The following is a 23777-nucleotide window of genomic DNA, read 5'->3' as shown; positions in this document are numbered from 1 at the left end:
CGATGACAAACCCAGTGGAGACCGCTGACCGGCGCTCGTTACGCCGCGCGTTCGTGGCGAGTCTGTCGGGAACCACGCTTGAGTACTACGACTTCGCGGCCTATTCGGTGGCCGCTGCGACCTTGTTCGGCAAGCTCTTCTTCCCGTCCGGGGATGACCTCGCGGGCACCATGGCGGCGTTCTCGACCTACGCCGTCGGTTACCTCTCGCGTCCGTTGGGCGGGTTCGTGTTCGGTCGGCTCGGTGACGTGCTCGGCCGCAAGCAGGTGCTGGTGCTCACGTTGCTACTCACCGGCATCGCGACATTCCTGATCGGGCTGCTGCCCACCCACGCCATGATCGGCGGGTACGCCGCCGTGCTGCTGGTGATCCTGCGATTCGCCCAGGGTGTCGGCGTCGGTGGCGAATGGGGCGGCGCGGTGCTGCTCTCCAGCGAGTTCGGCGATCCTCGTCGGCGCGGTTTCTGGGCGTCGGCAGCGCAGATCGGACCGCCTGCCGGCAACCTGCTGGCCAACGGGGTGCTGGCGCTGCTGGCGCTGGTGCTCAGCACCGCGCAGTTCGAGTCCTGGGGTTGGCGCGTCGCGTTCCTGCTCTCCGGTGTGCTCGTCCTGTTCGGACTGTGGCTTCGGATGAAGCTTGAGGAAACGCCGGTGTTCAAGAAGATCGCCGAGCGCGGTGAGCAGCCGAAAGCACCGGTGACCGAGGTCTTCCGCAACGAGCCGCGGGCACTGCTCGCCGGTGTGCTCATCCGGATCTGCCCCGACGTGCTGTACTCGCTGTTCACCGTCTTCGTACTCACCTACCTGACCACCGAACTGGACATGCCCGCTAGCGCGGGTCTTGCCGTGGTCATGATCGGCTCGGCGTTCCAGCTGTTCTTGATCCCCGCCTCAGGCGCCCTGTCCGACCGCATCAACCGGCGCACCATGTACCTGGTCGGCACCATCGCCGCGGCGATCTGGCCGTTCGTGTTCTTCCCCATGATCAGCGGCGGATCGTTCATCGTCATCGCGCTGGGCATGGTGATCGCGCTGGGCATCCACGCCATGCTCTACGGGCCGCAAGCGGCGCTGCTCACCGAGCAGTTCTCGCCTCGCCTGCGCTACACCGGCAGCTCGCTGGCGTACACGCTGGCCGGGGTGGTCGGCGGAGCAGTCGCGCCGCTGGTGTTCACCGCGCTGCTGGCCGGATTCGGCACCTGGGTCGCGGTGGCGATCTACCTGGCGGCGACCGCGGTGCTCACCACCATCGGACTGCTGCTCGCCCGCAATCCGGACGCCGACGAGTTCGCCGTCTACGAGAGCTCCGAATCTGCGGCGGTATCGCGCTAACCGCCAGTTCGGCTCCGATGGCCGCGTTGCCCAGCAGGGCGACGCGGCCGTCAGCGACGGGCGCCGGGCCGTCCGCCAGCCGGGCGCTGCTGCGGTCGACCACCCTGCCCGGCGCCGCTGGCACCGTTTGCACCGTTGTTGCGGCGCGGCGGGTTCGCGGCGCGCTGCGTACCGCCTCGTTGGGCCCCATCTCGCTGGGCCCCATCTCGCTGGGCGCTGCCGCGTTGGGTGCCGCCGCGCTGGGCTGTCGTAGGGCGCTCCGGGCGGGCGGGCCGCCGGGCCGGAGCGCGGCGCGGTGGTTCGAAGTCGAGGTCGTCGTGATCGTCGCGGCGCGAGCGGCGGGGCGGCTGGCGGTGGGACCGCGCCTTGCGGCGGTTGTTCACCCACATGTCGAAGCCCAGCACCACCAGGGCGAGGACCAGCAGCACCAACCCCAGTGCTGGCACGCCGATAAGTGTGGTGACCAAGGCCAGGAGCAGCATCGGTACCACCGCAACCCAGCAGAACGGGTCTACCCGACTGAAGACCCCGGATATCCCTCCGGCGGAACCGTCGCGGTCCGCATCACGTGCCATCAAGACTCTCGCTTCCACTCTTGCCCCGGCCGAAGAAGTCTACCGGAGACCCCTCCTCGACAGGTCTGACACCATCGGCCGGACACAGGTGATCGGGACGCTGACCGCCGTTGTGCGGCTGGCTCGACGCAGCTACTCTGGTAGAGAACGGTCCGTTTTCTAAGTTCAGCGTTCCGGAGGACCGCCGTGCCGTTGGATGACACCGTGCTACCGGACGACGCCATCGACCATCGCAAGCGGCCGCGGCGACGCGGGAAGGCCTTGGATGACGCCATTTTCCAAGCGGTGCTCGCCGAATTGGCCGAACACGGCTACGCGAAGCTGACCATGGAGGGGGTCGCCGAGCGGGCGAAGACCGGCAAGGCATCGCTGTACCGCCGGTGGCCGACCCGGATGGAACTGGTCATGGACGCGGTGTGCCACCTGCTGCCCGACGCGTCGTCCACACCGGACACCGGCAGCCTGCGCGGCGACCTGCTCGCGGTGCTGCGCGAGATCGCCGAACTGCTGGCCGGTCCGGCGGGCGAGGCGCTGCGCGGCGTGCTCAGCGATGTGCTGCACGATCCGGTTCGGACCGCCGAGACGCGGCGGCACTCGCAGGGGGCGGGCCGTCGACGGATGCAGGAGATCACCCAGCGGGCGGTCGAACGGGGCGAGATCGACCCGGCGGCGGTCACCGCGCGCCGCCTGGAGGCCGGGCAAGCGCTGCTGCGCCACCACTTCCTGTTCAACGGGGTTCCGATTCCGGACGAAATCATCGTCGAGATAGTCGATGACGTGCTGATTCCATTGTTCCGTCGACCCCAATACCCCTTGGACAACGGCTGAATAACCGGCGCTGGGCGACCAGATGCGAGCACGGTTCGGGTGATTGTTCACAACTGTCCTTTTTGGACCTCCTAGCAGTTGCAATTGGAGTATGGAACCGCAAACGCATTACGAGTTGATCTCGGCCGCGCGTCCGAATGTTTTCGTCACGCTGCGCATTTGAGAGACGTTCCATCATGTACATAAAGAGACGCCCAAGATCACCCCGGCGGGGGTGGTAGTTCAACATTGGACGTATTATCGTGACCGACCGTAACTTTAAATGCAGCTTGTTGCACGCTCAAATCACATGGATCGGGGTTGTAATGTGCGACATCGGTGCCACACTGGGTGACTTAACCAAAAACCAGATGCGGAACCTTTGCCAAGTCTTGGGCGTCGACGAAACCCACCCGATCCGATTGCTCGGTGATGTCCTCGGAGCTGCGGATTCACGACCTTTGTCGGAACCGCCGCTGTGGCCGTCCGATGTGGCCGACGACGCCACGCCGATCGAGTTCTCCATCCAGTTCGAGGACGACGGAGCACGTCACCTCCGGATCCTGGCCGAAACCCTCCCGGCCCACCCCGGCCCCGCCGTCAACCTGCAGGCCGCCGAGGACCTGATCGATTCCCTGGCAGGCCGCTACGACCTCTCCCTGGACCGGCTGCACTCGGTGCGGGACCTGTTCTCCTCCGCCGAACCGCAGGGCAAGTTCTCCTGGTGGTTCTCGTTCATCTTCGACGCCGACGGCGCACCGAAGTTCAAGGTGTACTTCAACCCCCAGGTGCGCGGCGCCGATGAGGCACCGCACCTGGTGCGGGAGGCGTTCGAGCGCCTCGGCATGCCCGGCGCCTACGACACGGTCAGCAAATACGCGTTGCAGCGCGGCGAAGTCGACCACCTGACCTTCTTCGCCCTCGACCTGGACCGCAGCCCGCAGTCCCGCGTGAAGCTCTACATCAGCCAGTACGCCGCGCAGCCCACCGACGCCGAGTTCGCCGCATCCGCCGTGCGCGACATCGACCCCGGGCAGGTGCGCGAGTTCTGCTCGGTGCTGGCCGGGGACACGCCGATCTTCCTCGGCCGCCCGCTGGTCTCCAGCTACTCCTTCGTCGAAGGCGACCTGGACGAACCCAGCAACTACAGCCTCTACCTGCCGATCCGGGACTACGTGCGCGATGACGTCGTGGCGCGGGACCGGGTGCTGGCGCACCTCCGACAGCGCGACATCCCCCCGGCGTTCCTCGACGAGTTGATCTCCGCGGTCACGGATCGGCCGCTGGAGGCCAACGCTGGCCTGCTCGCGCACGTGTCGCTGCGGCTGAGTCCGAACCGGACCGGGACCACGGTCTACGTCTCCTCCGAGGCATACGGCGGCACACCCCCGGCACAACGGGTGCCCCGCTCTTCGCCGAACCACAGCACCCCATACTCGGCGAACAGAACAGCAATCCTCTAGGGAGGACGCCAGAATGGCGCATCTACGGCCCTTCGTCGCCGCGGTCGTGCGACCGATCCCGATCACCACGCGGGAACAGCGGATCCACGAGCTCGACCGTGCCGGGCACAACCCGTTCAACATCCCGGCCGACAAGGTCAGCATCGACCTGCTGTCGGACTCCGGGACCGGCGCGGTCTCCATCGACCAGCAGGCCTGGGCGCAACGCGCGGACGAACGCTACGCGGGCGCCGAGTCGTTCTTCCGGTTCCGCGAATCGGTGCGCGACATCGTGCCGTACCGGCACGTGTTCCCGGTGCACCAAGGGCGGGCCGCCGAGCGGGTGCTGTTCACCGCGCTGCTCGGGCAGGGCAAGATCAGCCTCAGCAACACCCACTTCGACACCACCCGGGCCAATGTGGAGCGACTGGGCTCGGTCGCCTGGGACCTGCCCTGCCCGGAAGCCCGCGACCTCGACAGCGACGAGCCGTTCAAGGGCAACATCGACATCGAAGCGGTGCAGAACATCCTCGCCGGACCGGACGGCCACCAGGTCGGGCAGATCCTGGTCACCATCACCAACAACGGCGGCGGCGGACAACCGGTGTCGATGGCCAACCTCGAAGCGATCAGCGCGGTGGCCCGCGCCCACGGTGTGCCGCTGATCCTGGACGCCGCGCGCTTCGCCGAGAACGCCTGGCTGATCACCCAGCGGGAACCCGGCTACCACCACTGGAGCCCCCGCGCCGTCGCCCGGCGCGCGTTCGAACTCGCCGACGGCGCGGTGGCGAGCCTGAAGAAGGACGGGCTCGCGCCGGAAGGGGCGTTCATCGGCCTGCACGACACGGACCTGGCCGACCGCTGCGAGGTCGACATCATCGCCACCGAGGGCTTCCGCACCTACGGCGGACTCACCGGCCACACCCTCGAACAACTCGCCCAGGGCCTGCGCGAAGTGCTCGACCCGCACTACCTCGCCGACCGCGAACGGGAGGCCGCCTTCCTGGCCGACCGCGCGCGCGACGCCGGGGTGGACTCCGTCCGCCCGTCCGGGCTGCACGGCATCTACCTCAACGCCGGAAGGCTGCTGCCGCACCTGCAACCGCGGCACTTCCCGGGTCACGCGCTGGCTTGCGCGCTGTACCGGGAAGGCGGCATCCGGTGCGCCGAAGTGGGCTCGCTGTACCTCGGTGAGCTGGACGCCAACCGCGAGGTCGTCACCCCGGCACCGTTCGAACTGGTCCGGCTGGCGTTACCGCGCCGGGTCTACGACCACAGCCACCTCGAATACGTCGGGGACATCCTGGCGAGCATCGCCAAGAACCCCGAGCAGGTACCAGGTTATCGCCTGACCCACGCTCCGACGGTGCTCCGCCCGTTCCGCTGCCGAGCCGAACCCATCGCGGTCTGAACGTTCCGCACGGGCGAACAGTGAAGGGCACCTTTCACCAACTTAGTTGGTAGAAGGTGCCCTTCACCTCGTTTTAGCTGACGTCGACGCCGGACGGGGTGCGGTCGATGGCGTGCCGCACCAGCGTGATCAGCGTGTTCTTCGCCAGCTCACGGTCGCGGGCATCGCAGATCACGATCGGCACTTCCGGCGAGATCACCAGGGCCTCGCGCATTTCCTCCGGTTCGTAGTGGTAGGCGTCGTCGAAGATGTTGACCGCCACCACGAACGGGATGTTGCGCCGTTCGAAGAAGTCCACCGAGGCGAACGCTTCTTCCAACTTCCGCGTGTCGACGAGCACCACGGCACCGACCGCACCGACCGCCAGGTCGTTCCACAGTGGCCAGAAGCGGTTCTGGCCCGGCGCGCCGAACAGGTACAGCACGATCTCGTCCGAGATCGTGATGCGCCCGAAGTCCAGCGCGACCGTCGTGGTCTCCTTGCGTTCCACACCGGTCAGGTCGTCGATGCCTTCACTGGCAACGGTCATCTCCTCTTCGGTGGTCAGCGGCGGAATCTCGCTGACCGCACCGACAAGGGTCGTCTTGCCCACCCCGAAACCGCCTGCCACGACGAGCTTCACCGGAATCGGCGCCGATTCGGCGTCCGTGCCGTTTCTGCTCGTGTCGTTGGCATTCTGGGGTGGCCGGCCTCCGGCCAGGCTAGAGTCTGCAAAGCCCACGGTACACCTGCTCCAAGATTTCTCGGCTGACTTCTGTACGAGGCGAGCGCACGAAGACGGCGCCATGGTCGAGCAGGTCACTGCACAGGACCCGGACCACGCCCAACGGCTGGGCCAGCATGACGGCGAGCTCCGCGAGGGACACCGGACGCATGCACGCGTCCAGGATGAACCGGTGCTCCGGCGCCAACTCCAGCCTTGGTGTCTCCGGACGGGGCTCGACAGTCACCACCTGGGTCGCGGTATCGAGCCGAGTGTGCCTGCCGGGGGTGCGACCGCGCGTGATCGTGTACGGACGGACTATCGGTCCGGCTTCATCGTCAAACCACGCCTCGTCCACGGTCAGGTCCTTTCCGCCGCCACGCCGCGCAGCTCACGAGGAGCGGCCGACAGGAAGGATCCGACCCGGGTGATCAACCGGCCCATCTCGTAGGCCACCAACTCGATGTCGGCTTCCGACGCGCTCAGCACGGCCAGGCACGCGCCGCTGCCCGCGGCGGAGATGAACAGGAAGCCGCTTTCCATCTCGACGTGCGTCTGCGCCACCGTGCCGCGCCCGAAGTCCTTGCTGACACCCTTGCCGATGCTGCGCATGCTCGACGAAGCGGCCGCCAACTTGTCGGCGGAGTCCCTGTCCAGACCCACGGACTTGGCGATCACCAGGCCATCGTTGGACAGCACCACCGCGTGGTCCGCACCGTGCACACCCTGCACGAAATCGTCCAACAACCAACTCAGTTTCGAAGCTGTTTCGGTCATGCCCACCTCACACACACTTGCTTGTTGTCTGGTCTGCTCACGAGCGGTCGTCGGGCGTGTCGCCGAATCCGCCGCGGAATGCTCGTCGGAAACCCGCCAACCTGCTCGGAGAAGCGACGACGGTCTGCTCCTCCTGGTCCGGGTCCTCCCGCAGGCCATCGGCCAGATGGGTCTGCGGTACGCGCTTGGGCAACGGCGGACGTCCACCCGCGGCCCGGCGCCGTTGCGGAGCCGCGGCCGGTTGGGGTGCCGGGGTCGGCTCAGGTTCCACCACGGCCTCGAACTGCGCGGTGGGAGGGTTGGACTGCTGGCCCGGCTCCGCCATGGGCCACTCGTACGCGCTTTCTGCCGTCTTCGGTGCCGACGGGGTGGGCTGGTCAGTCATGACCCCATTCCAGCCCAATTCCCGCGGCCGTGGCACCAATGCCGGCTCGGCGAGTTGGTGTTTGCCCCCACTCTCGGGCTCGATGCCACCGCCGGAGTAACCATTGCCGTTGGCTCTGTCGGTGCCGTTGCTGCTGGCGCCGTTACCGACATTCGTGCTGGCCGCGGTGGATTCCAGCATCCGATCCGGCAACAGCAGCGTGGCGCGGGTACCGCCGTAGGCGGAGACGCCGAACTCCACGGTGATTTCGCGTCGCTGCGCCAGTCGCGCAGCGGTGAACAGGCCCAACTGCTCGGCCTTGTTGTTCTCCAGCACCAGCCGGTCGAACTCCGGCGGCTCGGACATCATCGAATTGGCCCGGTCGCGGATCGCCGGATCCATGCCCAGGCCCTGGTCGGCGATGTCGACGGCGACGCCGCGGGCCACCGCGGTGGCGTCCACGTGCACCTGGGTGTGCGGCGGGGAGAACGCGGTCGCGTTGTCGATCAGCTCGGAGATCAGGTGGATCGCGTCGCCGACGGCCGAACCGTTGACGGTGACGTCCGGGACGTGCCCGATGACCACCCGCGAGTACTGGTCGATTTCCGAAACCGACGAACGCAGCACGTCCATCAGCGGCACCGGTCGGCTCCACCGCCGACCCGGCTGCTGGTCACCGAGCACCAGCAGGTTCTCCACCGTGCGCCGGGCGCGGGTGGTCGAGTTGTCCAGGTCGAACAGCTTGGCCAGCTGCCCGGAGTTCTCCTCGTTGCGCTCCAACTGGTCGATGGTGCCGTGCATGTGCCGCAGCAACCGCTGGATGCGGTGCGCCATGCCGACGAACACCACACGCGCGCCCTGCCGGGCCCGGGTTTCACCGACCGCGGCTTCCACGGCTTCCTGCTGGAAGAGCCGGATGGCTTGGGCCACCTGGCCGACCTCGTCGGTGCCGTAGTTCTCCAGCGCGACCATCTCGGTTTCCACGTTGACGGCCTCGCCGTCGCGCAGTCGGCGCACCACCTCCGGCAGCTTCTGCGCCAGGTCCAGCGATTCGGAGCGCAGGCCCTGCAATCGGGTCAGCAGTGCCTCGTCGACGACCGACCGGTAGACCCGGCGGGCGAAGATGAACGACACGATTGCGACGGCGAGGGCGATCAGGCTGCCGTAAGCCACCGTCCACAGCGCATCATTACCGCTGGCGACACCATATTCCGACACCTGGTCGGCCTGGTTGCGCACCAGTCCGGACAGGTCGGTGCTGACGTCGTTGGTGATCCGCCGCCAGTCCGTCACCTGAACCGGGACCGCATCGCCGCGTTCGAAGGGGCCGCGGGCGATGAGTGCGTTTTCGGCGGCGATCAGCTGCTGCCAAGCCGGACTGCCAAGCATGGCTTGGTAATCGTCGCGAACCGTGGGCAGCAGGGCGTCGGCGTGGGTGCTCACCAGCGCGTGGTGGGCGTCGATGTACCCCACCATCTGGCGGAACTGGTCCGGCGTCAACTCGCCGGTGGCCAACGCGGTGCCGACCAGGGATGCCTCGCGGGAGAACGTGTCCGAACCGCGGAACATCTCCATACCGGTGAGGGCGCCCTGCATGGTCTGGGCGTCCGGCGTGATGCGTGCCTGCACGTCGAAAAGCCTGGTGGCGGTGTCGAACAGGCCGTTGTAGAAGTCGTTGACCTCGTTGACCGAAGCCTGCTGGGAGGCGATCCGGGAACGCAGTTCGGGCAGTCTGCCGAAGTAGCCGGTGAGCTCCCGCATCGGGCGCTGGATCTCTTCGGGCGCCGATTCGATCAGCGCACCGGCCGTCTCCTGCATCGCCGCCAGGCTGTTGTCGGTTTCCCGCTGTTGCGAGAGGAGGTCCGACCTGTTCATGGTGGGTTGGCTGATGACCTCCAGGCTGCGCAGCCGTTCCCGCTGGACGTGGTCCAGCGCGGTCACGGCGGGCAGCGAGATCTGCCGGACACCGGAGGCGACCTGCTGCGTGTAGACAGCTTCGAAGGCGAACAGCGAGCAACCGACCACCCACAGGATGCCGACGACGATCCAGGGGATGACGACTGCCCATGTCAGTCGTGATCGGATCGAGTTGTTCGACGGTCTGGCCCGGCGTCTCCTCGACCTTTCAGGGGGAGTGGAAGACTCGTTTTGGATTGTCACATCTACGCACTTTCCATCGTTTGTTCTCGCCCGCTCGCGGGCGAGGCGATTTGAACGTCGTGCGGATGCATGTCATGGCGCAGTGCCCAGCGGACGGCCTGGCGCCGCCGGAACCTCCTGCGCTGCCTGACAGGCATTCGTCGATCCGAGTGATGTCGGAAGAGCTCTCCTTCCTGCTCCTGACCACCCGTGGGGCCCGCACTCCGCCTGCTGACACGTCCGTGTCCCCCTGGTGCGAACGCACTGTATCGGATCAAGATCACTCGATAGTGATCGGAGTCGAACGTTCGTGTCGTTACACCACACAGATCGAGTGCTGACCGTGAAAGTTCACCAAAGAGGCCCTGTTGCTTGACTGGATCGGTGCGGTAGGCGCGGGCTCCAGCCCGCCCGCGCACTCACGACAGTGCATCCAAGCGGCCCGACCCTTCGAGTCCGCCGCAACCACCGGTCGGCGTAAATTCCCAGTAACAGCACGGCAGTCCCGCCAGCGGTGCGGCCTCGGTCGGCGGCCACACGGCGGCTGTTCGGCGTCTGGCGGCCCGAAAAGCTGCCCCAGCGCGCATATCCGGGAGAAATCAGCGGCACCCGATCACATTCTTGAACAGCAGTCGCGGAAAAAGTAGCCAAAATCGTTGCCAGGCTTGACCGATCGCCCGTTTCTGGTGTCTGCTCCGGAATTGTTGGGATTATCCCGGCGCAAGACCGTTCCGCCGCCCGGTCGACATCGGAAACGTACGCGCGCGAAACCGCGCGCAGCAGTCGGATGCGAGGTGTACGACGTGAGGAAACGAAGTGCTCTCCGGCGAACTCGGTTGATCGGTCTCGCCGGGCTGTCGCTGGCCGCGCTGGTGGCGCTGGCCCCGCTACCCGCGAGCGCGGTGCCCACCGCGGCCGAGCCGTGGACCGGCGGGTTCGCCGACTTCCCCAGCGGTTCCTGGCAGCAGAACTGGGGTTACATCGCCGATGGCAACTTCGGCTTCGACCGGATGAGCCCGCAGGGCGACGAGGTCGACGTGTTCTACGGCCAGGGCTCGTCGGCGCCGTCCTGCGGCGACTGCCCGAGCGAGGGCGGCGGCCAGTTCTTCACCGACCTCCGCTCGATCGGCCGGGGCGACCTGGCCGACTCACCGGTCCTGCACCTGAGCTACCAGGTGCGGTTCCCGACCGACTGGGACTTCGGTGCGCGCGGCGGCAAACTGCCCGGCCTCTACGGCGGGCCGCCCGGGGAATCCGGCGGCGGCCAGCACGGCCAGGCCTGGTCCACCCGGTACATGTGGCGCATCCGCGACGGCCAGCCGCAGGCCGAGGTCTACGTCTACGACCCGTCGCTGGGCGACGGCTACGGCAAGGACGTCGGGCTCGGCGCGTGGTCGTGGCGCAACGACGGGCAGTGGCACACCGTGGAGCAGTCGGTGGACCGCAACAGCGGAACCATCACGGTCTGGTACGACGGTCAGGAGGTATTGCGCGAGCAGGCCATCGAGCAGATCGCGGGAATCCCGTTCTCGGGAATCTTCTTCTCCACTTTCTTCGGCGGTCACGACACTTCTTGGGGACCGAGCCGGGACGTGCACGCGCAGTTCCGGGATTTCCGGGTCGGCGACGCGAAGCTGACCTGATTCCGCACTCATCCGCTGGGGCCGGTACCGTCGGCCCCAGCGGTTTTTTAACGCAATTCCACCGGCGGATTTCGATGCCGTCCCGGAATTGCGAGGCGATCAGCCGATGATCAGGACACGGGTCTCGCCGGTTTCCTTGGCTGGTGGGCCTGTTCGACGGCTCGGCGCAGCTCGGGCCAACGGGCGGGCCCGGCCAGCCCGAGGTGGTAGAGGTGCAGTTCGTCGGCGCCCGCATCGCGGAGTTGTTGGACGTACTTCGCGATGTCGGCGATCTCAGGCCCGACGGCGGTCACGTAGCCGCCGATGTCGACCGCGTCCGGCAGTTCCCCGGCCGCCGCGGCCACCGTCGCCACCGTTTCCGCACCGGGGTTCCAGCAGGGCAGCACGACGGCGTCGACCTCTTGCGCGGCGCTCGGCGTCAAGCCCGGCAGCGCTCCGGTGGCCCACGGATCCGTGCTGCCGTGCAGCACCACCCGGCGACCCGCGCCGATCTGCTCGCGCACGGCGTGCCGCAGCCGGTCGGTCGTCGCCTGCCGACCGGCCAGCAGGACTTCCCGGACTTCCAGGGGAAGCCGGTCCTCGGTGGTGCCGATCTCGCCTTCGGCGATGAGCCGCCGAACCTCGCCGCGCAGCAGGTCGCGGCCGGTCTGCGCGGCCACGCCGCGCTCCGCCCAACCGGCGGTGCAGGCCGCGCAGCAGCACACCGACAGCAACCGGGCCGCCGCGGGCGACCACACGGCGTCGGTCTTCTCGTGCTGGTGCTGGTGGATCGCGCCGAGCTGCCCGCACGCCTCCAACACGACGGAGCGCACGTCCAGTTCGGCCAGCGCTTGCCCGGTCAACCGCACCGCGAACTCCCGCACGGCCTCGTGCGCCGGGCACAGGGCCCACGGATAGCGCTCCCCGAAGCAGTTCCGCACCGCGAACTCGGGGAACTCGGTGCCCAGCAACGAGTTGTGCGTCAACACCAGCCACGCGGCGGTCGGGATCCCGGCCGCCGCCAGCGCACGCAGCGCATCCCCTGCGCTGTCCGGCGAGTCGACCCAGTCGGGCGCCGCGGGGCGCAGCGCACCCCAGCAATCCCGCACCGGCCGGTAGAACGCGGCGTGCCGAGCCACCACGCTGGTGCCGTGCGGCGACCACGGCGTCGCCGCACGGGCGCTGTGGTAGGACACCGCGACCGCGACTTCGTCGACGCCGAGGTCCTGGACCCGGTCGACGAAGTCGGCTCCGACGTCCCACGGGTAGCTGTAGCCGGTCACGTGCATGTCAGCCCCTGCTCGCCACCGGCGCGTCCGCCGTCGCCTCGCGATCCAGCTCTTCGAGCATCTCGTCGATCTCCCGGGTGCGTTCCGAGGCGACCAGGCCCAATCCGATGTAGAGCGCCAACGACACCAGGATCGGAGTGGCCACCGTCGCGGTCGGGTTGGCGTCGAGACCGTAGTAGAGCACGCCGTAGGTGATCAGCCCGCCAGCCCACGACACGATCGCCGCCCGCGAACCGCACCGCCGGAACCACGGCAGCATGCCCAGCAGCAGCGGCACCGAGATCGGCCCCATCAGCGCGGCCACCCAGGAGACCACGATGGACAGCACACCACCGAGCTGCTGCGCTTGGGTGGCCACCACCATGCTCACCACGATGAAGCTGAAGGTGGCGATGCGACCGGTGCGCAGCCGCTGGAACTCGTTGAAGTCACGCGCCTTGCGCCACAGCACCGGCAGCATGTCGCGGGTGATCACCGACGAGATCGCGTTGGCATCGGAGGCGACCATGGCCATGGTGTGGGAGAACATCCCGGCCAGCACCAGGCCGATCATCCCCGGCGGCAGCAGTTGCTGGGTCATCGCGGCGTACGAGGTCGTCGGGTCCTCCAGACCCGGCACGAACAGCGGCGCGGCGAACATCGGGAACATCAGCACCAGCGGCCAGATCAGGTACAGCGCGGAGGAGAGCACCGCGCCGCGCCGGGCGGCCTGCGAGTTCGGCGCGGCCATGTAGCGCTGCGCGAGGTTCCACATGCCCCCGTTGTATTCCAGCGTCTTGACCAGCACGTACACCAGCAGGAATACCGTGGTGTACTGGCCGGTGACCGGTGAGATGTGCCCGGCGGGCAGCCGGTCCCACAGCGTCCACAGCGCGGAGATCCCGCCGAGTTGGGCCAGCACCGCCCAGATCATCACGATCCCGGCCGCCGCCTGGATGACGAACTGGCCGAAGTCGGTCAGCGCGTCGGCCCACAGCCCGCCCGCGGTGCAGTACAGCAGGGTGACCGTGCCGGTGATGATGATGCCCCACAGCAGCGGCAGCCCGGCGAAGGAGTTGAGCAGCACCGCGACCGCGAACCACTTGGCGGCGACGTCGAAGATCTTCAGCGAGGAACCGCTCCAGGCCAGCACCTGCTGGGCGGGGATGTTGTAGCGCCGGGCGAGGAATTCCAGCGGCGAGGCCACCCCGAAGCGGGCCCGCAGCCGGTTCCAGCGCGCGGCGAACAGCCACGATCCGATCGCCACACCGATGCCGATGCTGGCGAATCCCCAGAAGTACACCGTGACGCCGTCGGTGTAGGCGACACCGGCGTAGGCGACGAACAGCACGGCGCTGTAACCGGACATGTGGTGCGAGATCCCGGCCAGCCACCACGGCATTCGGCCGCCGGCGATGAAGAAGTCCCTGTCGGTCTTGACCCTGCGGTGCGACCACCAGCCGATGACCAGCATCAAACCGAAATAACCGCACACCATTGTCCAGTCGAGTGCATGCACTGGCCCGACCCTCTCGCGTTCATATTCTTGAACGGAACGTGGATTCGTGAATAAATTCGACTATCCGAAATCTGCCGGAGGACGCTAGTATGATCCCGATCACGTGTCAACCGGCGTATGGGTGTGCCCGGAGAGGAGCCGACATGCCGACCCGCAGCGGCGTGGATTCGACCGGGGTGAAGTCGGCTCGGCGGACCATCGAACTGCTGGAAACCTTCGCCGGTCACCGATCCTGCACCGCGGAACTGCTGGTGCGCACCACCGCCGAACTCGGCCAACGCCTGCGCCGAGCCGGAATCCGCTGACCACGAAAGGAAATCCACCTTGCGACAACGCATCCTGATCACCGGCGCGGCGGGCATCATCGGCACCATGATGCGGTCCCGGCTGCGCCGCGAGGGCCGCGTCCTGCGGCTGCTCGACCGCGCCCCGCTGCCCCCGGCCGAGCCGGGCGAGGCGGTCGAGACGATCACCGCGGACCTGACCGATCCGGCCGCGATGGCCGAGGCCTGCGAAGGTGTCGACGCGGTCCTGCACCTGGGCGGGCACAGCCGGGAGAACTCCTGGACGCAGACCCTCGCGGTCAACGTGGACGGCACGCACACCGTGCTGGAGGCGATCCGGCAGGCCGGGGTGGGCCGGGTGATCCTGGCCTCCAGCAACCACGCCGCCGGATTCCGCCCGGTCGACGCGGCGGGACCGGGAGGCCTGCCCGCGGACTCGCCCGCCCGGCCGGACACCTACTACGGCGTGAGCAAGGCGGCCATCGAGGCGCTCGGCAGCCTGTACCACTCCCGGTTCGGCATCGACGTCATCTGCATCCGCATCGGCTCCTGCTTCGAGCGCCCGTCGGACGTGCGCGGCCTGTCGCTGTGGCTCTCCCCCGATGACGCGGCCCTGCTCTTCGAGGCCTGTCTGAGCCACCCGTCGCCGGGTTACCGGGTCATCTGGGGCGTGTCGGCCAACACCCGCCGACTGTGCTCGCTGGCCGAAGCCGAGGATCTCGGCTACCAACCCCAGGACGACGCGGAGAAGTTCGCCGCCGAAGTCGAGGCGGGCGTGCCGTCCCCCCACCTGGGCGGCCCGTTCACCACCGCGCCCCTCGGCGAACCGAACTGACCGCACCAGGTGATTAGGATCGTGGCACCACGCGTGGCGTCCTGAAGGAGGAACCCAGATGGCGCGATCGGCAGACGTCCCCAACGCAGGCGGCGCAACCGAGGCCGCCGGGGTGAAGTCCGCCCGCCGCGCGATCGACCTGGTCGAGACCTTCGCCGCACACCCCTCCTGGCTGTCGCTGTCCGACCTGCACGCCCGGACCGGCTTCCCCCGCTCCAGCCTGCACGGGCTGCTGCGCACCCTGCTGGACGCGGGCTGGTTGGAGGCCGACACCAGCAACACCCGCTACCGGCTCGGCGTCCGCGCACTGATCTGCGGCACCGCCTACCTCGATCGCGACCCGGCGATCCGGTTCGCCACCGAAGCACTGGAAGAACTCCGGGAGAAGACCGGCTTCACCACGCACTACGCCCGCCTGGTCGGCAACCAGGTCATCTACCTGGAAACCCGCGAATCGGAGAACTCGACCTACCTGAGTTCCAAGATCGGCCGCACGCTGCCCGCGCACGCCACCGCGCTGGGCAAGGCGCTGCTGGCCGAACTCACCCGCGAGGAAGTCGCCGAACTGCTGCCCGATCCGCTGGCCGCGCTCACCCCGAACACGCTGGTGTCGCTGGAGAAGATCCACCAGGCGTGCGCGATGGCCCGCGAGCGCGGCTACGCCGCCGAGATCGAGGAAGGCACGCTCGGCATCCGCTGCGTGGCCGCCGTGGTGCCCTACCGGATCCCCGGTACCGACGCGATCAGCTGCTCCATGCCGATCGAGCAGACCAGCGACGCGAAGGCCAGGAAAGCGGGCGAACTGCTCACCGAGGTCACCGCCGAACTGGCCCACCGCCTGCGCCGCGAAGGCATCCGCTGACGGCCGCCCGCAACGCGACGGCCGATACCCGCCAGACTTGATCCTCTTTCGTCGCAAGCATTGGAGCCACCCCGGAAAGCGAAGCGCAGATCGCCGGTCTGCACCCGATGGGGCGGATCTCGAAACCGGCGGAGACCGCGGCGTTCGCGGCGTTCCTGCTCAGCGACGAGGCGAGCTTCATCACCGGTGCGGGGCTGTCCATCGACGGCGGCTTCACCGCGCAGTGACGCGCCCGTTCCAATCGGACCGCTTCGGTTCTGGGGGGTCGCACTACTTCGGCTTGCGCACCTGGTGCTTGGCGGAGCGGCGGAGTTGCAGAATCCGCGCGGTACCAACGAGTGCGACCAGCAGGGCACCCGCGAGCACCGCGAAGAGCATCGCCACGCCCAGCGGCACGCGCACGCCGACCCATCCCCCGATCCAGCGACCATCACGACCGCTAGGCCCAGCGGGTGCGGCCTTCGGCTACCAGGGTGTTGGCGTTGGTGGCGAGGAGTTCGAACGGGTCCAGTTCGGTGGTATCGATCTCGGCTACGTGCCAGCGGATTCCCTTGGCGTTGCGGAGCGCTTCGGGGTTGTCGACCTTGCCGGTGCCGATCGGGGTCTGCGGCGCCCCGCGTTCGGCCGGGCCGTCTTTGAGGTGCACCGCGACGGTTCGGGTGCCCAAGGTCGCCAGCACGGCCGCCGGGTCGGCGCCCGCCGCCACCGCCCAGTAGATGTCGAGTTCCGCGATGAGATCGTCCCCGACACGGGTCCAGAAGCGGTCGTATCCGGTGCTTCCGTCGGGCATTTCGGCCCATTCGAACCAGTGGTTGTGGTAGCCCAGGCGCAGGTCGGCGGCCACTTCCCGGGCAGCGGCGCCGAGCGTGTCGGCCAACGCGTCGACCTCCGCCGGATCGGCGAAGGTGTCTTCGCCGAAACCGGCGACCAGGCGGGGATGCGGGATGAATGCCGTGTCGGCGCCGAGGATCACGCATTCTTCGGCCAGTTCCACCACATCGCCCGGCAGCGCGGTGTGCACGGCCGAGACCGACAGGCCCGCCGCGTCGAGTCCGGCGCGCAGCGACCGGGCCGCGGCCAGGCGGTCCGCGATCGACCGGTCCGGGGAGCCGAGGCCGAACGGTTCGACGTAGCGGAAGCCGATCTCGGCCAGCCGCGCGAGGGTGCCTGCCTGATCGGCGGCGAGCTGTTCGCGGACGCTGTAGAGCTGGACGGAAAGCGTGGCCAAGGGATCTCCCGGTGTCAGCCGACGATCAGTGGCGGGTCAGGAGTTTCGGGTGTCTCACGCCCGATTTTCGCCGCAATCAAAGCTAGATCGCCGGTTTTAGGTCAGCAAGAGCTGTGGTTGATTTTCTTCTCGGTCATTGATCGAGCGGTCATTCGAGCTCAGCCGGGCTCGCCGGTGCGGCGATCGCGAAAGTGCTGTCCCCGGACGGCATCTGCGGCCTGATGAACGAGATGTCTTGACACGCCACAACCACAGCGCTGACCATGTGATCCGTCTCACGCCGCAACGTCGAGATCGTGGCCATCGCCGCCCTCAAGCGCGGCCTGCACGTGTTGAGCGAGAAACCGCTCGCGCGCAACGCCGTCGAGGGCCAGCAGATGGTGGAGTGAAGGGCACCTTTTACCAACATAGTTGGCGAAAGGTGCCCTTCACACCTCACCCGATCGTGCGCTCAGAAGGTGACGCTGAGGATGCGGTCGTCGTCCGGGCTGGGCACGCCGTTGTTGTCCTGATTGGACGTGGTGACCCACAGGGTGCCGTCCGGGGCCGGGAGGACGGTGCGCAGTCGGCCGAACTCCCCCTGGAACAACGCCGTCGGCTGCCCGAGCGTGCCGTCGTCGTTCAGCGGGATCTGCCACAACCGCTGGCCGCGCAGCGCCGCGACGTAGACCGCGCCCTGGTGGATGGCCAGGCCGCTGGGCGAGGCCTCCGCGGTCGGCCAGGTGACCAGCGGGTCCACGAACTGGGCGTCGCCGCACTGGCCCTCGCACACCGGCCAACCGTAGTTCTTGCCGCCCTCGATCCGGTTGACCTCGTCCCAGGTGTTCTGCCCCAGTTCCGCCGAGAACAGCCGACCCGCGCCGTCCCAGGCCAGGCCCTGCGGATTGCGGTGGCCCATCGAGTAGACCAGCGAATCCCCGAACGGATTGCCCGGCGCGGGCGCGCCTTCCGGGGTCATGCGCAGGATCTTGCCGTTGAGCGAGTTGACGTCCTGCGAACTGTCCGGATCCTGCGCGTCGCCGGTGGTGGCGTAGAGCATGCCGTCCGGGCCGAAGGCCAGTCGACCGCCGTTGTGGTACTGGTTCTTCGCGATGCCGGTCAGGATCGGTTGCGGTGCCTCGCCGAGACGTACCTTGGCGATCCGGTTGTCCTCGACGGTGCTGTAGAAGATGAACACCGTCTGGTCGGACGCGAAGTTCGGTGAGGCGGCGAGCCCCATCAGGCCGCCTTCGCCGTCGGTGGGCTGGGAGTCCTCGATCCGCTGCACCTCGGTGACCTGTCCGTCTTTCAGGGACATGATCTGCCCGGTGTCGCGTTGGGTGAACAGCGCCGAGGAATCCGGCAGGAACGTCAGACCCCAGGGGATGTCCAGCCCGGTGGCGACCGGGGTCGCCTCGGCTGCCGAGGCGGTCGGGGGTAACACCAGTGTCAGTGCTGCGGCACAGGCGACGATCGCACTGGTGCGACGGATCATCGCAGCCTCCTTCCATCGCGGACGCCGACGACAGCGGCGTCGGTGTGCAGGTGGTGAGGCGGCGGATCACCACGAACGATCCAAACACGGCAAAACCCCCTCCCGTACCGCCGCCAGGATGCATCCGCACCGACGTTCGGGGCCCATCCCGGTGAATCCGGTCCCCCGGCCCGACGCGGTGCGCGCAACATGATCAGGTGCTTGTCGAATTCCGGCGTGGAGGAGAATTCCGTTGGACAACACCGACATCCTGGTCCATCGACTGGCGAGGCTGCCCGTCGCCAACATCTCCGACGCGATGCAGCGCCTGAACGTGTGCGACTCGGGCATTCGCACGATGTGGCCGGGTGCGGTGCTCGCCGGTCGAGCCCGCACCGTGCTGACGCGATCCGGCGACAACCTCTGGGTGCACCACGCCGTCGCGACGATCCAACCCGGCGAGGTGCTGGCGGTCGCCGGTGGCGGCGACGTGTCCCGCGCGCTGGTCGGCGAACTCGTCGCCGGGCGCGCCAAAGCCCGCGGCTGCGCCGGAATCGTGATCGACGGCGCGGTTCGCGACGTGCCCGCGCTCCAGCACCTCGACCTCCCGGTGTTCGCCCGCGCGGTGACCCCGGCGGGCCCGTACAAGTTCGGCCCCGGCTACCTGGACCGGCCGATAGCCGTCGGCGGCGTGGTCGTCGCCCCCGGCGACTACCTGGTCGGTGACGCCGACGGCGTCGCGGTGGTGGCCGCCGACCAGGCGGCGGACGTCGTAGCGGCAGCGGAACGCCAGTCCGCCCACGAAGAACTCGAACGCAACCGAATCGCCCGATCCCTAACCGAACCCAACTGACCCGACGACCAGACTCCAATCACCGGCGGAATTCACCTCACGTCCCCCTGGGCCGCAAGGTGAGCAAGAAGCCGTTCAACCGCAGGCGCATGTGATCCGCAATGGCCGCAGCAGCGGCGAGGATGTCCGCCAGCCGTTGATCGTCGCGGCGGCTCATAGTTCGATCGCTTCTGCGAGTACTTCGTCACGAATCGCCGGTTTCAGCGACGAAGACGGCACGACGTCGACATCCACACCCAGCAACTCGGCGAGTTCCCGCTGCAATCCGGCCAACGACACGAGGCCAACTCCCTCATCGAGATCGACGAGCAGATCGATATCGCTGGCCGTGGCGTCCTGGCCCCGCGCAACACTGCCGAAGACCCGCACGTTGTGCGCTCCTCGGCTGTCCGCCAACTGCTGGACGGCGCTGGTGTTGTTCAGCGAGTTCAGCGGGCCGCTTACACTTCGGTGGCGAAGGTCTGCGGGGAGGTGTCCGGGAGTGATCAACAAGAGTCGGCTCACCGTGTTGCTGGTGCGCACGGCGCTGTTCTTCGCGGCCGCCGTCGTCCTGGGCGTCGTCTACGGCTGGCCGTCGTTCGCGGTCATCGCGGCCGTGCTGACCGGCGGCGCCGCGCTGGTGCAGCTCGGTGGGGTCCTGTGGTTGCGGCGCGCCGAGCAGAAGGACCCGAAGTCGGCGAAGGAGCAGGTCACGCCCGGCGGGTTCCTGTGAGCGCGGTTTGCCGAAATTACCCCCCTGGGGTATAAATGCGGGTGGTGCGAGCATCCGGGGAGGATTCGATGCACGGCTACACGCACAACAAGGACGACTACGCCAAGCGACTGCGCCGGATCGAAGGCCAGGTGCGCGGGCTGGCGCGGATGATCGACAACGACGAGTACTGCATCGACGTGCTCACCCAGGTGTCGGCCACCACCAAGGCGCTGCAAGCGGTCGCCCTCGGACTGCTCGACGAGCACCTCAAGCACTGCGTGTCCGAGGCGCTGACCGAGGGCGGCGGGCAGGCCGACGAGAAGATCCGCGAGGCCAGCGACGCGATCGCGCGCCTGGTCAAGTCCTGACCCCGGTCTCGGTATCGTGGTACCCGTGCGCGCTCGGTCGGAGCTGATCCGGTGGGGGCTGCTGGTGGTCCTCGCCCTGTGCGTGGTGTTGATGCACCACGTACCAGCGCAGCACGACCAGGCCCATCCGCCCGCGGCGGTCGCGACGCACGCCGCGATGGCGGCCGAGCACAGCGCGCCACCCACGATGCCGGATCACGGCCTGCTGCACCTGTGCCTGGCGATCGCCGCCGGGTTCGTCTTGTTGCTGCTCCCGCTGCTGCGCCGCATCGCCAGCGCATTGGCCGAGCCACCCAGGTTGCTCGCGCGCACGGCGCTCGACCAGCTCCGACCGCCTGCTCCGGTACCCCGTCGCCTCGCCGCGTTGTGCGTGCTTCGTCGCTGATGGACAGCTGACCGGCCGCGGTCTCGATGCCGCGGCTGGCTCCGCCATGTCTTGATTCAGCTCACGAAGGACGAGGAAGACCATGAAACGCACTCGCATGCTCATCGTCGCGATCGGCGCGGTCGCGGCAACAGCCGTGCTGGCCGCCTGCGGCGGCGGTGAGGACATGAGCAACATGCCCGGCCACGCGGCGCCGACCAGCGCGGCCCAGCCGGAGAGCGGCAGCCCGGCCGCGCACAACGCGGCCGACGTGACCTTCGCGCAGGGCATGATCCCGCACCACCAGCAGGCGATCGAGATGGCTCGGCTGGCGCCGGAGCGCGCCCAGTCCGAGCAGGTCAAGAACCTGGCCCGGGAGATCGAGGCCGCGCAGGGCCCGGAGATCGAGACGCTCTCCGGCTGGCTGCGCGACTGGGGCGTCGGGGAGTCCACCATGCCCGGTATGGATCACGGCGGCATGGATCACGGCGGGATGATGTCGGATGAGGAGAGGCAGCAGCTCGACCAGGCTCGGGGTGCGGAGTTCGACCGGCAGTTCCTGTCGCTGATGATCAGGCACCACGAGGGCGCGATCGCGATGGCGCAGACCGAGGTGAGCAGCGGCCAGTTCCCGGCGGCGAAGCAACTGGCTCAACGGATCATCGACTCCCAGCAGGCCGAGATCAACACGATGCGCGGCCTGCTCCCCCAGGGCTGACCGCGGATGAACGGCGAGGGGCACCCGTGACCGGGTAACTGGGGCACGGGTGCCCCTCACCTCGTCTCATTTCAGGGTCTCATTTCAGGATTTGACGAGCCGGGCGATGGCTTCGCTGGCCTCTCGGACCTTGTCGTCGGCGTTCTTGCCGCCCTCGGCCAGGGCTTCGGCCACGCAGTGCTTGAGGTGCTCGTCCAGCAGCCGCAGCGACACCGCCTGCAGTCCCTTGGTAGCAGCGGAGATCTGGGTGAGGATGTCGATGCAGTACTTGTCCTCCTCGATCATCCGGGCCAACCCGCGGATCTGCCCTTCGATGCGTGCCAGGCGCTTGAGGTAGTTGTCCTTGTCCTGGGTGTATCCGTGCATCTCCCGCTCCCATCACCGGCCAGCCCGCTCAAGAGTACTCATGACCGGTAGGGCAACGGGCCCGTCGACCAGCGAACCGGCCTTGGCGAATCGCGGGAGTGCACGGCACTATTCTGCTCGGACTGCTCGTGCCGCTCGGCGAAATCCAAGCGGCGGTTTTCGCCCGAGAAGCACGGTGATCCATTCGGACGCACGGCTTCTTTTCCGCCGGAAGACGATTCGGCTAAATTGATTTGACATTTCTCCGAAACACCGCCCTTTGTCCACAGTGGATATTTAGCAGTGTTAACGTATTGCATGCGCAACCCGGTCCGGGCCAGCGAGTTTCCGCCAAGGCGCACCGATGTAGCTCGCATCACAGCAGAATCACCACGCCGCCGGGAACAAAACGATCGAGCCGATCGCTGATGCCCAGAGTCAGTTTCTGCCGCCACCCGCGGCGAATTCGAAAGGTAACGATGGACAACGTTGCGGTGCACAGTCCACCGGCACATCGTGCGCAGTCGGTGGCCGATGAGCCGACCGGATTCGACCGAATCCGGGTGATCCTCGTGCTGGGGGCGCTCATCGCCCTCGGACCCCTGACCATCGACATGTACCTGCCCGCGTTGCCGGCGATCGGCAACGACCTGCATGCCTCCGATTCCAACGTGCAGCTGACCCTGACCGGGACGCTGATCGGACTAGGCTTGGGCCAGCTGTTGATCGGCCCGTTCTCCGACATCGTCGGTCGGCGAATTCCGCTGATCGCGGGTACCGCCGTGCACATCGTGGCATCGCTGGCCTGCCTCATCGCGCCGAACATCGCGGTGCTGGGCACCCTGCGCACGCTGCAGGGCGTGGGCGCGGCGGCCACCATGGTCGTGGCGTTGGCCGTGGTCCGCGACCTGTTCAGCGGGCGCGCCGCGGCCACCGCGCTGTCCCGGCTGATGCTGGTGATGGGCGTGGCGCCGATCCTCGCCCCGACGCTGGGCGGCGCGTTGCTGCTGGCCGGGTCGTGGCGCGGGGTGTTCGCCGCGCTGGCGATCCTCGGCGCGATCCTGCTGGTCGTCGCGATCTTCGCGCTGAAGGAATCGCTGCCGCCCGAACGCCGCCAGGCCGCGGAATTCCGGCCGGTGCTGCGGATGTACCGGGACCTGATCACCGACCGCGACTTCGTGCTGCTGGCGATCGTGGCGGCGCTGGCGATGTCGGCGCTGTTCTCCTACATCTCCGGCTCGTCGTTCGTGCTGCAGGAGCAGTTCGGCCTCAACCAGCAGGCGTTCGGGCTGGTCTTCGGCGTCGGCGCGATCGCGCTCATCGGAGCGTCGCAGTTCAACGTCGTGCTGCTCAACCGGTACACGCCGAAGCAGATCGTCATCGGCGCGCTGGTAGCGGCCACGGCCGCCGGGCTGGTGCTGACCGTCCTGACCACCACCGAGACCGGCGGCCTGTTCGGCTTCATCGTCCCGTTGTGGCTGGTGCTGGGCGCGATGGGCTTCGTACTGCCCAACGCCCCGGCGCTCGCGCTGTCCCGGCACGGCGAAGCCGCCGGAACCGCGGCCGCGCTGCTGGGCGCCGGGCAGTTCGGTCTCGGCGCGCTGATCGCACCGCTGGTCGGTGTGCTCGGCAACGACGGACCGGCGATGGCGATCACCATGACCGGTGGCGCGGCAGTCGCCCTGCTGGCCCTCGGCGTGGTGGTCAAGATCGACCGGGCCAGCGAGCCCGCGGTGTGATTTCCACGGGACGCGGCGCGATGGCCGGGACTAGCATCGGGGCTGGGTGGTCATGCACCACCCAGCCCTGAGGGAG

Annotated in this window: 27 protein-coding genes and 1 pseudogene; 16 read left to right on the top strand and 12 right to left on the bottom strand. The window is 68.0% G+C overall.

Going from position 1 to position 23777, the window contains the following annotated elements; genetic code table 11:
• Window positions 1-2: 2 nt before the first annotated feature.
• Window positions 3-1331 (top strand): MFS transporter, encoded by a 1329-nt coding sequence (locus ACTWQN_RS17455; RefSeq protein ID WP_443204541.1) that lies wholly within the window; start codon window positions 3-5, stop codon window positions 1329-1331.
• 50 nt (window positions 1332-1381) lie between these two features.
• Here the strand turns inward: ACTWQN_RS17455 and ACTWQN_RS17450 are convergent, their stop codons facing one another.
• Window positions 1382-1813, bottom strand: a complete 432-nt coding sequence (locus ACTWQN_RS17450) for a hypothetical protein (protein WP_443204540.1) — start codon at window positions 1811-1813, stop codon at window positions 1382-1384.
• Between the two features lie 279 nt (window positions 1814-2092).
• Between ACTWQN_RS17450 and ACTWQN_RS17445 the strand changes: the two genes are divergently transcribed.
• The 3 genes from ACTWQN_RS17445 to ACTWQN_RS17435 all read left to right on the top strand — a co-directional run bounded on the left by ACTWQN_RS17445 (window position 2093) and on the right by ACTWQN_RS17435 (window position 5566).
• Window positions 2093-2734 carry a TetR/AcrR family transcriptional regulator gene (locus ACTWQN_RS17445; protein ID WP_443204539.1) on the top strand — a complete coding sequence of 214 codons (642 nt, stop codon included), beginning with the start codon at window positions 2093-2095 and terminating at the stop codon, window positions 2732-2734.
• A 305-nt stretch (window positions 2735-3039) separates the two neighbouring features.
• On the top strand, window positions 3040-4176 hold the full coding sequence (locus tag ACTWQN_RS17440) for a tryptophan dimethylallyltransferase family protein (protein WP_504230364.1): 1137 nt from the start codon (window positions 3040-3042) through the stop codon (window positions 4174-4176).
• Window positions 4177-4189: 13 nt separating this feature from the next.
• The gene (locus tag ACTWQN_RS17435; protein WP_443204537.1) at window positions 4190-5566 is read left to right on the top strand and encodes a tryptophanase; all 1377 of its coding nucleotides are present in this window, start codon (window positions 4190-4192) and stop codon (window positions 5564-5566) included.
• Between the two features lie 73 nt (window positions 5567-5639).
• On the opposite strand, the gene ACTWQN_RS17430 is transcribed toward ACTWQN_RS17435, so the two are convergent.
• The 4 genes from ACTWQN_RS17430 to ACTWQN_RS17415 form a co-directional block, all read right to left on the bottom strand.
• Complete coding sequence (locus ACTWQN_RS17430; RefSeq protein ID WP_443204536.1) at window positions 5640-6176, bottom strand: GTP-binding protein; 537 nt, start codon at window positions 6174-6176, stop codon at window positions 5640-5642.
• 91 nt (window positions 6177-6267) lie between these two features.
• Entirely contained in the window at window positions 6268-6627 is a 360-nt protein-coding gene (locus tag ACTWQN_RS17425; protein WP_443204535.1) for a DUF742 domain-containing protein, read from the bottom strand.
• Between the two features lie 2 nt (window positions 6628-6629).
• Entirely contained in the window at window positions 6630-7046 is a 417-nt protein-coding gene (locus tag ACTWQN_RS17420) for a roadblock/LC7 domain-containing protein (RefSeq protein WP_443204534.1), read from the bottom strand.
• A gap of 37 nt (window positions 7047-7083) precedes the next feature.
• Window positions 7084-9435, bottom strand: a complete 2352-nt coding sequence (locus ACTWQN_RS17415) for a sensor histidine kinase (RefSeq protein WP_443204533.1) — start codon at window positions 9433-9435, stop codon at window positions 7084-7086.
• Window positions 9436-10352: 917 nt separating this feature from the next.
• Between ACTWQN_RS17415 and ACTWQN_RS17410 the strand changes: the two genes are divergently transcribed.
• Entirely contained in the window at window positions 10353-11192 is an 840-nt protein-coding gene (locus ACTWQN_RS17410) for a polysaccharide lyase (protein WP_443204532.1), read from the top strand.
• A gap of 110 nt (window positions 11193-11302) precedes the next feature.
• Here ACTWQN_RS17410 and ACTWQN_RS17405 read toward each other — a convergent pair whose 3' ends face one another.
• Together ACTWQN_RS17405 and ACTWQN_RS17400 are read right to left on the bottom strand one after the other, a co-directional pair.
• Window positions 11303-12460 carry a hypothetical protein gene (locus ACTWQN_RS17405; protein WP_443204531.1) on the bottom strand — a complete coding sequence of 386 codons (1158 nt, stop codon included), beginning with the start codon at window positions 12458-12460 and terminating at the stop codon, window positions 11303-11305.
• 1 nt (window position 12461) lies between these two features.
• Window positions 12462-13958: a sodium:solute symporter family protein gene (locus ACTWQN_RS17400; RefSeq protein ID WP_443204530.1), complete on the bottom strand. Its 1497-nt coding sequence runs from the start codon at window positions 13956-13958 to the stop codon at window positions 12462-12464.
• A gap of 143 nt (window positions 13959-14101) precedes the next feature.
• On the opposite strand from ACTWQN_RS17400, the gene ACTWQN_RS17395 reads away from it, so the two are divergent.
• The 4 genes from ACTWQN_RS17395 to ACTWQN_RS17380 are packed head-to-tail and all read left to right on the top strand — an operon-like array spanning window position 14102 to window position 16166.
• Complete coding sequence (locus ACTWQN_RS17395) at window positions 14102-14263, top strand: hypothetical protein (RefSeq protein ID WP_443204529.1); 162 nt, start codon at window positions 14102-14104, stop codon at window positions 14261-14263.
• A gap of 19 nt (window positions 14264-14282) precedes the next feature.
• Window positions 14283-15077, top strand: a complete 795-nt coding sequence (locus tag ACTWQN_RS17390; RefSeq protein WP_443204528.1) for an NAD-dependent epimerase/dehydratase family protein — start codon at window positions 14283-14285, stop codon at window positions 15075-15077.
• A 58-nt stretch (window positions 15078-15135) separates the two neighbouring features.
• Window positions 15136-15939 (top strand): IclR family transcriptional regulator, encoded by an 804-nt coding sequence (locus tag ACTWQN_RS17385; RefSeq protein ID WP_443204527.1) that lies wholly within the window; start codon window positions 15136-15138, stop codon window positions 15937-15939.
• A 59-nt stretch (window positions 15940-15998) separates the two neighbouring features.
• The gene (locus ACTWQN_RS17380) at window positions 15999-16166 is read left to right on the top strand and encodes an SDR family oxidoreductase (RefSeq protein WP_443204556.1); all 168 of its coding nucleotides are present in this window, start codon (window positions 15999-16001) and stop codon (window positions 16164-16166) included.
• Between the two features lie 43 nt (window positions 16167-16209).
• Here the strand turns inward: ACTWQN_RS17380 and ACTWQN_RS17375 are convergent.
• Together ACTWQN_RS17375 and ACTWQN_RS17370 are read right to left on the bottom strand one after the other, a co-directional pair.
• Window positions 16210-16335: pseudogene (locus ACTWQN_RS17375) on the bottom strand (lipopolysaccharide assembly protein LapA domain-containing protein); the annotation flags it as partial.
• Between the two features lie 43 nt (window positions 16336-16378).
• A complete protein-coding gene (locus tag ACTWQN_RS17370) occupies window positions 16379-17167 on the bottom strand; it encodes a sugar phosphate isomerase/epimerase family protein (protein ID WP_443204526.1) in 789 nt (262 codons plus the stop codon).
• 296 nt (window positions 17168-17463) lie between these two features.
• On the opposite strand from ACTWQN_RS17370, the gene ACTWQN_RS17365 reads away from it, so the two are divergent.
• A complete protein-coding gene (locus ACTWQN_RS17365; protein WP_443204525.1) occupies window positions 17464-17556 on the top strand; it encodes a Gfo/Idh/MocA family oxidoreductase in 93 nt (30 codons plus the stop codon).
• Between the two features lie 62 nt (window positions 17557-17618).
• Here ACTWQN_RS17365 and ACTWQN_RS17360 read toward each other — a convergent pair whose 3' ends face one another.
• A complete protein-coding gene (locus ACTWQN_RS17360) occupies window positions 17619-18641 on the bottom strand; it encodes a PQQ-dependent sugar dehydrogenase (RefSeq protein ID WP_443204524.1) in 1023 nt (340 codons plus the stop codon).
• Window positions 18642-18873: 232 nt separating this feature from the next.
• Here ACTWQN_RS17360 and ACTWQN_RS17355 point away from each other — a divergent pair, with 232 nt between their 5' ends.
• Window positions 18874-19473: an RraA family protein gene (locus tag ACTWQN_RS17355; RefSeq protein WP_443204523.1), complete on the top strand. Its 600-nt coding sequence runs from the start codon at window positions 18874-18876 to the stop codon at window positions 19471-19473.
• Window positions 19474-19626: 153 nt separating this feature from the next.
• Here the strand turns inward: ACTWQN_RS17355 and ACTWQN_RS17350 are convergent, their stop codons facing one another.
• Window positions 19627-19842: a nucleotidyltransferase family protein gene (locus tag ACTWQN_RS17350; protein ID WP_443204522.1), complete on the bottom strand. Its 216-nt coding sequence runs from the start codon at window positions 19840-19842 to the stop codon at window positions 19627-19629.
• Between the two features lie 112 nt (window positions 19843-19954).
• Between ACTWQN_RS17350 and ACTWQN_RS17345 the strand changes: the two genes are divergently transcribed.
• From ACTWQN_RS17345 to ACTWQN_RS17330, 4 genes are all read left to right on the top strand, one after another.
• Entirely contained in the window at window positions 19955-20185 is a 231-nt protein-coding gene (locus tag ACTWQN_RS17345) for a hypothetical protein (protein ID WP_443204521.1), read from the top strand.
• Between the two features lie 68 nt (window positions 20186-20253).
• On the top strand, window positions 20254-20535 hold the full coding sequence (locus ACTWQN_RS17340) for a metal-sensitive transcriptional regulator (RefSeq protein ID WP_443204520.1): 282 nt from the start codon (window positions 20254-20256) through the stop codon (window positions 20533-20535).
• 25 nt (window positions 20536-20560) lie between these two features.
• Window positions 20561-20920 (top strand): DUF6153 family protein, encoded by a 360-nt coding sequence (locus tag ACTWQN_RS17335; protein WP_443204519.1) that lies wholly within the window; start codon window positions 20561-20563, stop codon window positions 20918-20920.
• An 82-nt stretch (window positions 20921-21002) separates the two neighbouring features.
• Window positions 21003-21617 carry a DUF305 domain-containing protein gene (locus ACTWQN_RS17330; RefSeq protein ID WP_443204518.1) on the top strand — a complete coding sequence of 205 codons (615 nt, stop codon included), beginning with the start codon at window positions 21003-21005 and terminating at the stop codon, window positions 21615-21617.
• A gap of 84 nt (window positions 21618-21701) precedes the next feature.
• Here ACTWQN_RS17330 and ACTWQN_RS17325 read toward each other — a convergent pair whose 3' ends face one another.
• Complete coding sequence (locus tag ACTWQN_RS17325) at window positions 21702-21983, bottom strand: metal-sensitive transcriptional regulator (protein WP_443204517.1); 282 nt, start codon at window positions 21981-21983, stop codon at window positions 21702-21704.
• A 458-nt stretch (window positions 21984-22441) separates the two neighbouring features.
• Here ACTWQN_RS17325 and ACTWQN_RS17320 point away from each other — a divergent pair, with 458 nt between their 5' ends.
• Window positions 22442-23701: a multidrug effflux MFS transporter gene (locus ACTWQN_RS17320; RefSeq protein ID WP_443204516.1), complete on the top strand. Its 1260-nt coding sequence runs from the start codon at window positions 22442-22444 to the stop codon at window positions 23699-23701.
• Window positions 23702-23777 lie beyond the last annotated feature (76 nt).

The sequence above is a fragment of the Saccharopolyspora antiqui genome (assembly GCF_052246905.1).
Classification (GTDB): domain Bacteria; phylum Actinomycetota; class Actinomycetes; order Mycobacteriales; family Pseudonocardiaceae; genus Saccharopolyspora.
Note: the sequence above shows the minus strand (reverse complement) of the source record. Positions and strands in the feature narration are given on the sequence as shown.

Bases quoted from the DNA above. Each gene is read 5' to 3' on its own strand.
- ACTWQN_RS17455 (WP_443204541.1), top strand. From the start codon at position 3: ATGACAAACCCAGTGGAGACCGCTGACCGGCGCTCGTTACGCCGCGCG.
- ACTWQN_RS17450 (WP_443204540.1), bottom strand. From the start codon at position 1,813: ATGCTGCTCCTGGCCTTGGTCACCACACTTATCGGCGTGCCAGCACTG.
- ACTWQN_RS17440 (WP_504230364.1), top strand. From the start codon at position 3,040: ATGTGCGACATCGGTGCCACACTGGGTGACTTAACCAAAAACCAGATG.
- ACTWQN_RS17435 (WP_443204537.1), top strand. From the start codon at position 4,190: ATGGCGCATCTACGGCCCTTCGTCGCCGCGGTCGTGCGACCGATCCCG.
- ACTWQN_RS17420 (WP_443204534.1), bottom strand. From the start codon at position 7,046: ATGACCGAAACAGCTTCGAAACTGAGTTGGTTGTTGGACGATTTCGTG.
- ACTWQN_RS17405 (WP_443204531.1), bottom strand. From the start codon at position 12,460: ATGCACGTGACCGGCTACAGCTACCCGTGGGACGTCGGAGCCGACTTC.
- ACTWQN_RS17395 (WP_443204529.1), top strand. From the start codon at position 14,102: ATGCCGACCCGCAGCGGCGTGGATTCGACCGGGGTGAAGTCGGCTCGG.
- ACTWQN_RS17385 (WP_443204527.1), top strand. From the start codon at position 15,136: ATGGCGCGATCGGCAGACGTCCCCAACGCAGGCGGCGCAACCGAGGCC.
- ACTWQN_RS17360 (WP_443204524.1), bottom strand. From the start codon at position 18,641: ATGATCCGTCGCACCAGTGCGATCGTCGCCTGTGCCGCAGCACTGACA.
- ACTWQN_RS17340 (WP_443204520.1), top strand. From the start codon at position 20,254: ATGCACGGCTACACGCACAACAAGGACGACTACGCCAAGCGACTGCGC.
- ACTWQN_RS17330 (WP_443204518.1), top strand. From the start codon at position 21,003: ATGAAACGCACTCGCATGCTCATCGTCGCGATCGGCGCGGTCGCGGCA.
- ACTWQN_RS17325 (WP_443204517.1), bottom strand. From the start codon at position 21,983: ATGCACGGATACACCCAGGACAAGGACAACTACCTCAAGCGCCTGGCA.
- ACTWQN_RS17320 (WP_443204516.1), top strand. From the start codon at position 22,442: ATGGACAACGTTGCGGTGCACAGTCCACCGGCACATCGTGCGCAGTCG.